This is a genomic window from Actimicrobium sp. CCI2.3 (genome assembly GCF_035019065.1).
Taxonomy (GTDB): Bacteria; Pseudomonadota; Gammaproteobacteria; order Burkholderiales; family Burkholderiaceae_D; genus Actimicrobium.
The window spans coordinates 1-7,515 of the sequence record NZ_JASJWR010000060.1; the positions used below are offsets into that span (position 1 = coordinate 1).

Annotated in this window: 9 protein-coding genes; all 9 read right to left on the minus strand. The window is 59.6% G+C overall.

Going from position 1 to position 7,515, the window contains the following annotated elements; translation table 11 throughout:
• Positions 1-183 (minus strand): hypothetical protein (locus tag QN370_RS20185; protein WP_323581806.1); only part of this gene is annotated, 183 nt, incomplete at its 3' end.
• 31 nt (positions 184-214) lie between these two features.
• Positions 215-796 carry a HupE/UreJ family protein gene (locus QN370_RS20190; RefSeq protein ID WP_322126604.1) on the minus strand — a complete coding sequence of 194 codons (582 nt, stop codon included), beginning with the start codon at positions 794-796 and terminating at the stop codon, positions 215-217.
• 45 nt (positions 797-841) lie between these two features.
• On the minus strand, positions 842-1,189 hold the full coding sequence (locus tag QN370_RS20195) for a hydrogenase maturation nickel metallochaperone HypA (RefSeq protein ID WP_322126603.1): 348 nt from the start codon (positions 1,187-1,189) through the stop codon (positions 842-844).
• On the minus strand, positions 1,190-1,690 hold the full coding sequence (locus QN370_RS20200; RefSeq protein ID WP_322126602.1) for a cyclic nucleotide-binding domain-containing protein: 501 nt from the start codon (positions 1,688-1,690) through the stop codon (positions 1,190-1,192).
• Complete coding sequence (locus QN370_RS20205; RefSeq protein ID WP_322126601.1) at positions 1,671-2,222, minus strand: hydrogenase maturation protease; 552 nt, start codon at positions 2,220-2,222, stop codon at positions 1,671-1,673. The genes QN370_RS20200 and QN370_RS20205 overlap by 20 nt, the downstream gene beginning before the upstream one ends.
• A complete protein-coding gene (locus QN370_RS20210; RefSeq protein WP_322126600.1) occupies positions 2,206-3,672 on the minus strand; it encodes a Ni/Fe hydrogenase subunit alpha in 1,467 nt (488 codons plus the stop codon). The genes QN370_RS20205 and QN370_RS20210 overlap by 17 nt, the downstream gene beginning before the upstream one ends.
• A gap of 24 nt (positions 3,673-3,696) precedes the next feature.
• A complete protein-coding gene (locus tag QN370_RS20215; protein ID WP_322126599.1) occupies positions 3,697-4,335 on the minus strand; it encodes an NADP oxidoreductase in 639 nt (212 codons plus the stop codon).
• Entirely contained in the window at positions 4,332-5,045 is a 714-nt protein-coding gene (locus QN370_RS20220; protein WP_322126598.1) for a 2Fe-2S iron-sulfur cluster-binding protein, read from the minus strand. Before QN370_RS20220 ends, QN370_RS20215 begins: the two co-directional genes overlap by 4 nt.
• Positions 5,042-6,853 carry an NAD(P)H-dependent oxidoreductase subunit E gene (locus QN370_RS20225; RefSeq protein WP_322126597.1) on the minus strand — a complete coding sequence of 604 codons (1,812 nt, stop codon included), beginning with the start codon at positions 6,851-6,853 and terminating at the stop codon, positions 5,042-5,044. Before QN370_RS20225 ends, QN370_RS20220 begins: the two co-directional genes overlap by 4 nt.
• Positions 6,854-7,515: the final 662 nt, after the last annotated feature.

Here is a 7,515-nt window from a genome sequence, read left to right on the forward strand (position 1 = left end):
GGGGGAAGGTCGCAAACTCGCTTCGCTCAGACATGCGCCCTTCTGATCCCCTGCCTGACTCCGACTTTTGGCAGCTGTCTCAATGCGGAACAGGTCAACGTCAACTGCCACTTCAACATCAACTTCAACTTCAACTTCAACTTCAAGAGTCGCGTAGGGTGCAATAACCGAAGGGCATTGCACCGCCCCGACTCCCGCTCCTCCCCCCGCCCCGTCAGCCCACCATCAACCACGCACCACTGCCGGCAATCGCCACCCCGGCAGCACGCACCATCCAGCCATGACGTCCCAGCCCTTTGCCAAGCAACAGACCAACACCATGCAACCCCACCGTCGCCAGCACGAAGCCGAGCCCGTACTGCCACGCCGTTGCTTCAAGCGGCATCTCGACACCGTGCGCGCTGCCATGAAACAGCGCGAATAGCGCGACGGTAGCCGCACCAAACACCGTCCCCGTGCGTACCGAAAAAGCAATCAGCAAGCCCAGCACCAGCAGCGAGGCGGCGATACCGGATTCGACCTGCGGCAGCGCAAAGCCGGCCATGCCGGCGATTGCCGCGATGCTCATCAGCGCTACGAAACTGGCCGGCACCTGCCACCTGGCGCGGCCACCAAGCTGCCAGGCCCAGAGACCGACGGCTACCATCGCCAGCAGGTGATCCGCTCCCAGCAGCGGATGGGTCAGCCCAGACAGTACACCGTCGGCGTGCCCGGGATGGGCGTTGGCGATGCCACTGGTGGCGAGGACTAACGGAGCGATGCTCCAGCGGTTCCAGCGATTCAATGTGCTGCGCATGTGACTCTCCTTGATGAATGAAATGATCGGTCGGGTCCGGCTAAATCAGGTGTCTTCCACCATCATTTCCAGTACCCGCAATTCGGCACCGCCCGTCGCTCGCAATTGATAATTGCCGCACTGCGGACAAGCATCGCCATGCGCCTGCAACGGTACCGTCAACTGGCAATGCAAGCACCATGCCGCACCGGTCGGGGTGTCGATGGCAATTTCGGCATCCTGCAGGCAGGTGTCCTGCGCCATGACTTCCAGCGCAAAGCGCAAGGCCCGTACCTCGACATTGCACAGCGACCCCGCTTCGATCCGCAGCAGCGTTACGCGGGCAAATTTCTCGCGCAGCGCGGCGGCTTCGACGATCTTCAGGATGCCGCTGGCAAGGCTGACTTCGTGCATTTAGAGGCGTCCTCGTCCACCGGTTTCGATATAGGCCACCAGTTCATGCTGCTGGCGGTTGATGGTGGTCAGTGTACTGTGCACCCGTTTGATCACTGCTCGCATGAAGTTGAAGATCAGCACCGGGTTGGAGGTAATGAGCGGATCGATGTCGGCCTTGTTGAAGCTGATCACGCTGGCGTTGCCGAGCGAACGCACGGTATCCGGATGCGCACTGCCATCGATGAAGCTCAGTTCGCCGACCAGGTCGCCCTTTTCGAGCACATGCAGGATGGGTGCCGATTGCTTGTCCTTGACCACGCCGGTAATGGCCAGCCGGCCTTTGATGACGATGTAAAAGCAGTTCGTCGAAATGCCTTTTTCGCACAGCACCTCGTCGTCGGCCAGGTCGATTTTCTGGGCTGCGCATTCGGCCAGGATGGTGGCACCGTCGGCACCGATGTATTGCCCGATCGGTGCGTTGCGGATCAGCTCCGCGATTTCAGTGGTGTTCGATTTCATGGTGTCTTTCGTGAAGGTGAACGACGCTGCGCGCGAGTGCGCCGGCGGCCAGTTGCAGGTTGACGGTGGCCGGCGCGGTCAGGCCGGTGTGCAATTCCCATGCGTAGCCACGGATCGCCAGCACCCAGACTTCGGGGGCGCTGCCGAAACATTGCTCGCAAGTCGCGACGATGGTGTCGATCGACATCGCGTGCGAAGTAAAACTGAAATCCATCTTCGCTTCGGCCCGGTACAGCCGGAACGCCGGCAGCGCCGCCTCTTTCGAGGCATCGACGAACAGCACGCGGCGCTTGTGGCTGATCAGGTCGGCGTCTTCGAGGTTGAGCTGGTAGAACTTGACCTTGTCGGCGTGCGGGCACAGGCCCGATTCTTCCAGCCAGTCGATGAAGGCCCAGCCCAATCCATCGTCCTGGCGACCGCTGTTGCCGATGCCGTAGATCAGCGCCGACGGGCTGTCGAAGTAGTCCAGCGTGACCGTGTTCAGCGTGACCGTGTCCACGCTGTTGCCAGTTGATTTATTTGCGGCGTTCATCGAGCTGGTTTCCTTTCGCGTCGACCAACGTGACTTGCAACGGCATCTCGCCGAGCGCGTGGGTGGCGCAACTCAGGCACGGGTCATAGGCGCGGATGCCGACCTCGATGGCATTCATCATGCCCTCGGTGATCTCGGCCTTGCCGTTCAAGTATTCCTCGGCCACGCTGCGCACGGTGCGGTTCATCACCTGGTTGTTCTGCGTGGTGGCGACGACCAGATTGCAGAAGGTAATCTGACCTTCGGTATCGGCGCGGTAGTGATGCAGCAAGGTGCCACGCGGTGCTTCGACCACACCGACTCCTTCGCCGGTCCACATGGCCGGCGTCGCGCTGACCACCAGCTGGTCTTTTAGCAAATCGGGATCGTTGAGCAATTGCTTGATCAGCTCGGCCGAATGCAGGATTTCGATGGCACGCGCCCAGTTGGTGTGCAAGGTCTTGTTGCTGGACTTGCCCTTGTTATAGGCATGAAATTTTTCCAGGGCGACCTGCGCCAGCGGCGTCGAATACGCGCGCGTGACATTGACCCGCGCCAGCGGCCCGACCCGCACCGAACCCTTGTCGCGGCCAAGGTCCTTGAGGAACGGGAATTTCATGTAGCTCCATTCTTCGGTGGCTTCCGAAAAATGCTCGAGGTAATCGTGGTAATCCAGCTCGCGCACGATGCGCTTGTCGTTGTCGATGATGCGCATCTTGCCGTGGTAATAATCGACGTCGCCGTTGTCATCGACCAGGCACATGTCGAGCGCCGGCGCGTCGCCGAAGGTATCGACCAGCACACGGTTTTTTTCGTGGAAATCGTAGAACAGTTGCAGGCCCTCCTGCGCGTAGTCCAGCATCTGGTCGATGCTGGGAATGGTGGCGTCACCGTGGATGAAGCGGTCGCGTACTTCAGCCGTGAGGTTGTTGTTGACGCCGCCGGGGATCGAACTGATGCCATGCATTTTCTTGCCGAGCACGGCCTGGATCAGCTCCTGTCCCCACTTGCGCAACATCACCACGCGCTTGACCAGCGCCGGGTTGGCGACCGCCAGTCCGAGCACGTTGCGCTGCTCGGGCGCGGCATCCATGCCGAACAGCATTTCCGGCACGATCAGGTAAAAATACGCGGTCGCATGCGATTGCAATTGCTGGGCGTAATGGCCGAGGCGGCGCATTTTTTCGGCGGTCGGGGTGATCAGGTTGTTGGTTGCATAGCCGACGCCGATCATGTCATCAAGCACCTTGGCACCGCACAGATGATGGCTGACAAAACAGATGCCGCAGATGCGTTGCAACAGCATCGGCGCTTCCCAGTACGGATGGCCCTGGACGAATTTTTCAAAGCCGCGAAATTCGACGACCAGCAATTTGGCGTCGATGACCTTGTTGTCGTCATCGAGTTCGATGGTGACCTTGCCGTGTCCTTCGATACGGGTCACCGGATCAATAATGAGTTTCCTGCCCATGATGTTTTCCTTTGGTCTTAGCGTTTAGTCGTAGCGGTTCATTGAGGTCGGCAGATCGACCGGGCGGCCACTGACGATGTCGTCGAGTACCTTGAAGATTGCGTCGCCATCGGGCGGGCAACCGGGGATGAAATAATCCATCTTCACGACTTCGTGACACGGATAAACCTTGGTCGTCACGCGCGTCAGATCGGGATGGTTGGGGATGATCGGAATGATGCCGGGCACTGCGGTGGGCGACTTGATGTAAGCCTCTTCGAGGCACTCGGCCAGCGGCAACTGGTTGCGCATCGACGGCACGCCACCCCATACCGCGCAAGCACCGACCGAGATCAGGATGTCGCAATTGGCGCGGTAGTGTTCCAGCGTTTCGATGTTCTCTTCGCTGGCCACGCCGCCCTCGACAAAACCGACCACGCAGCGTTCGGGAATGCGCTTGATGTCGGTCATCGACGAACGCAGGATGGTGACCTTGTCGAGCAGGCCGAGCAGGCGTTCGTCCATGTCAAGAAAGGACAGCGTGCAGCCCCAGCAACCGACCAGCGCGATCATCGAGACATTGATCTTGCCGGCCTGGCTGGCCGCAAATGCGGCGTCGACCGGCGTTTTTGGCAGGTCATGACTGTAGGTGACGTTGCTATCGATGGTGGTGTGCGTGCTCATAGTGTCTCTCCGGCGAGTGCGCGTTCACGGATCGACTTGATGTCGAACTTGCGCTGGCCGATCGGTGCATTGAAGCCGACCCGCTTTTCGATGATGGTGCCCACCGGGCACAGGTCGACCGCGCGGGTGACTTCGGCGGCGCTCATTTTGTTGGCCAGTTCAACGTTGATTTCGATGCGCGAGGTGGTGCCGCGTCCGCTGATACTGAAAATTTTCAGACCGGTATCGGCGTCGCGAACAAACTCGACGCAGCGCTGGCAGAAGATGCAGCGGTCGCGTTCCAGCAGGATGTGGTCGGCCGCGTAGTCTTTCTGACGCGGCGTGAAGCGGTACTCGAAACGCGAGACCATCATGCCAACTTCATAGCCGACCGCCTGCAAATCACAGCGCCCGCTTTTTTCGCAACTCGGGCAATTGTGCGTGCCTTCGGCGAACAGGCTTTCGACCAGTGCCTTGCGCTGATCGGCCAGTTCCGGCTGGTTGACCGTGACCACCATGTCGTGCGCCACCGGCACCGTGCAGGCTGCGACCGTCGCGCTGCCGACCTGCACCGCGCAGACCCGGCATGTGCCCAGGCAAGGCTTGCCTCGGACATAGCACAGGGTCGGGATGTAAATGCCATTGTCGAGCGCGACATCGACCAGGTTCTCGCCCTTGCGCGCGTTGATGTTTTTTCCATCGATCTGAATCTGGATCTGAGTGTGGATCATGAAACAGTCCTCCTGTCGTTGAGTAGGGCAATCGCTTCGCGATAGCCGCGCCGGCTTTCTTCAAGATCGAATGACGGCAGTAGCGGTCCGGCCTGCCTGACCAGTTTGGATTGGTACAGCTCGGGGAAATTTTGCAGCGTGGTCAGGATCGGTTTCGGCGACGTGCCGCCGAGACCGCAGCGGCTGGTTTTGCGCACCAGCTTGCCCCAGACCACCACGTCATCGAGGTCTTTCTGGCAGGCCTTGCCATCGATGACACGATTGATTTTCTTGAACAGATCGACATTGCCGGAGCGGCACGGCGTGCAAATGCCGCACGATTCATTGACGAAAAACTGCATGAACTGGCTGACGATGCCGAGCAGATCGCGGCTGCGGTTGAAGATCATGAACGAGCCGTTGCAGGTCAGGTCTTCGAGGGCGATGGCGCGCAAGCCATCTTTCTCGACCGAGACGCAATCGCCCGATGGACCGCTGACCTGCACGGCCCACGGATCACGCGCGCCGGCATTGGCCAGCACCTCGTCAAGCGTGGTGCCCCACGGGATTTCATAGATGCCAGGTGCCTCGCAATCACCGGAAATACTCAGCAGGCGCGTGCCGGTCGATTCGGCCGTGCCCATTGCCTTGAACCAGCTGGCACCGTGTTCGATGATGCGTGCCACGGCAGCGAAGGTTTCGACATTGTTGACACTGGTCGGTTTGCCGAGATAGCCCATGTTGACCGGAAAGGGCGGCTTGACACGGGGCGTTCCGCGCTTGCCTTCGAGCGATTCGATCAGGGCGGTTTCATCACCGCAGATATAGGCACCGGCACCCATCTGGAGGCGGATATCGAAATCGAAGCCGGACTTGCCGCCTATGGTTTTGCCGAGCAAGCCTTGCTCGCGCCAATCGGCGAGTTGCTGGTCGAGGTAATCTTTCAGGTACAAATATTCGGAGCGCAAGTAAATGACGCCCTGCTGCGCACCGATCGCGTACGCCGCCGTGACCATGCCGAACAGGACTGCTTGCGGTGATTCGGTCAGCAGCACGCGGTCCTTGAAGGTGCCCGGTTCGCCTTCGTCGGCGTTGCAGATCACGTAGCGGATCGATTCTTCGTTGTCGGCACACAAGCGCCATTTCAGCCCGGTAGAAAAACCGGCACCGCCGCGGCCGCGCAAGCCCGATTCGGTGACGGTCTTGGTCACCAGTTCGGGCGGACCGGACAGCAAGCGCGACAGCAATTCCCGGTAATCCGGCTCGGCCTGAAAATAGACCGGACCGCTTGTGCGGATACCTGACTCGACCATCGCATGGACATAGGCCAGCGTGTTACTGGCAAGACCATCCGGATTGGCTATCGTGGCTGGCGACTCGCCGTTTTTCAGGCGGGAGATGATGGCCTTGATTTTTTCTGGCGTGAGACGGGTGAAGGCTTCCTTGCCGATCAGCATGGCCGGTTCCTGATCACTCAAACCGATGCAGGACGTCGTTTCGAGGCCGAAGGTGTGGCTGGCATCCTGTGCACCAAAGGCGCTGCCGGTTTCCCGGACCAGCGCATCATGGATATCCTGGTAGCCATGATGTCTGGCAATGACGGTATCGCTCAGGTAAATCTGGTACTTCGCGGCCGGCTTGCCGTGGAAGAAATGATAAAAAGAATAGGTCTCGCGGATGTCGAGCTCGGTCAGGCCAAGCCGCTGCGCCATCTCGGGCAGGACCGCGTCGGGGATATGGCCGCACCGGTGCTGGACATCCCACAGGATATCGAGCAAGCGGGTGCGGTCGTCGTGATGGCGTTCGAGTATGTCGGTGATGGTATGCATGGTCTCCCGGTCCTCATGAATGGATCTGCCTGGCGATTCACTGGATGGTGGTCCGGATGAATCGGCTCGGTAATGATTTCTGTCACATCCGGCGTGTGGCATTGCCGCATGCTGCACCTGCGCTATGGACTGGCAGGACGGGTTGATATCGGCAACATCCGTGCCACCGGGGTGAGCTTGCGCATCGGGTGGGGGAATTGGCGTGATGCGGGCCATCGGGACGGATTTTTCGGGATTGCGGGTGAGGTTGGTTGGCAGGCTGACAGCCAAAGTGGAAAGGGAGTTAGCGGAAATGGCTGTGTTGCAGTGCGGGGTGGAACTGGCTGGCTTTGGGATACTTGCCATGAAAATTCTGTACGGCAAGTGGACTGACGCAAGGGGGCCGCGGCTTGGTTTTGACGGAGCAGGAACAGCGTCGGTTACTGGAGTCAGTTCATTCGGTGCAATGCCCTGCGGTTATTGCACCCTACTATTGAGAGGTAGTCGTGGGGGTTGATGTTGACCTGGTCCGCATTGAGGCAGCTTTGTATGGACCGCCTGCCGGGCCGCAACCGGCTAGCGTGGCGGAGCGCATGCAGGATCAGCACGTAGATACTCTGTTCAAAAGCAAGCCTTTTTCAGGTTGAAGAGCGAATCATTTGAGCAGGGACCGCATAGAATCG